Annotated in this window: 2 protein-coding genes; both read left to right on the top strand. The window is 69.4% G+C overall.

Going from position 1 to position 592, the window contains the following annotated elements; translation table 11 throughout:
• Positions 1-195: hypothetical protein (locus ON19_RS30795; RefSeq protein WP_043700729.1), on the top strand; the 195-nt coding region annotated here is incomplete at its 5' end.
• A partial coding sequence (locus tag ON19_RS30790; protein WP_043700726.1) for a DUF6545 domain-containing protein occupies positions 192-592 on the top strand: 401 nt, incomplete at its 3' end. The genes ON19_RS30795 and ON19_RS30790, both read left to right, overlap by 4 nt.

The following is a 592-nucleotide window of genomic DNA, read 5'->3' as shown; positions in this document are numbered from 1 at the left end:
CAGGAAGGCAGGCTCGTCGACCTGACGCTGGACGCCGAGGGATTGGTGGTGTGGACCGCCTTCGGCCTCCCGCTGCTGGTCAACGTCTCGCTGCTGGCCCGCATGTGCGTCCGTGAGCTGCGGACGGGCGGTATCGACCTGGCGGAAAAGCTGGTGTGCGGCCTGATGCTCTGGACGCAACACTTTTCGGGGTGAATCTGGTGTTGTCGACGGTGCGGGCGATCACCGGATGGCAGCGCTGGGGCACGCATCTGATCAGGATCGAAGCGACGGTCACCATCTGCCTGGCGCTCGACGCGATGGTGGTCGCCATTCCGCTGATCCGGTCCCTGCTGGCCACGGCGGAACTCGATCGAGCCGGACGATTCTGCCGCAGGCTGCGCCCGCTGTGGCGCGATCTCACCACCGCGGTGCCCGAGATCGTGCTGCGGCCCGCGGCGGGCGAGCGGGCCGACCCGGGGACCCAGCTGCTGCGGATGACGGTGGAGATCCAGGACGCGCTGCTGCATCTCGGTCGCTACGCCCCAGCGCCGCCCGGCTCGAGGTGCCCGATGACCGACTACGCGCACCAAGTGGCGTGCGCGGCGGTCGC

The sequence above is a fragment of the Nocardia abscessus NBRC 100374 genome (genome assembly GCF_000308455.1).
GTDB classification, from domain to species: domain Bacteria; phylum Actinomycetota; class Actinomycetes; order Mycobacteriales; family Mycobacteriaceae; genus Nocardia; species Nocardia abscessus.
This window is presented reverse-complemented; position numbering and strand designations above follow the sequence as displayed.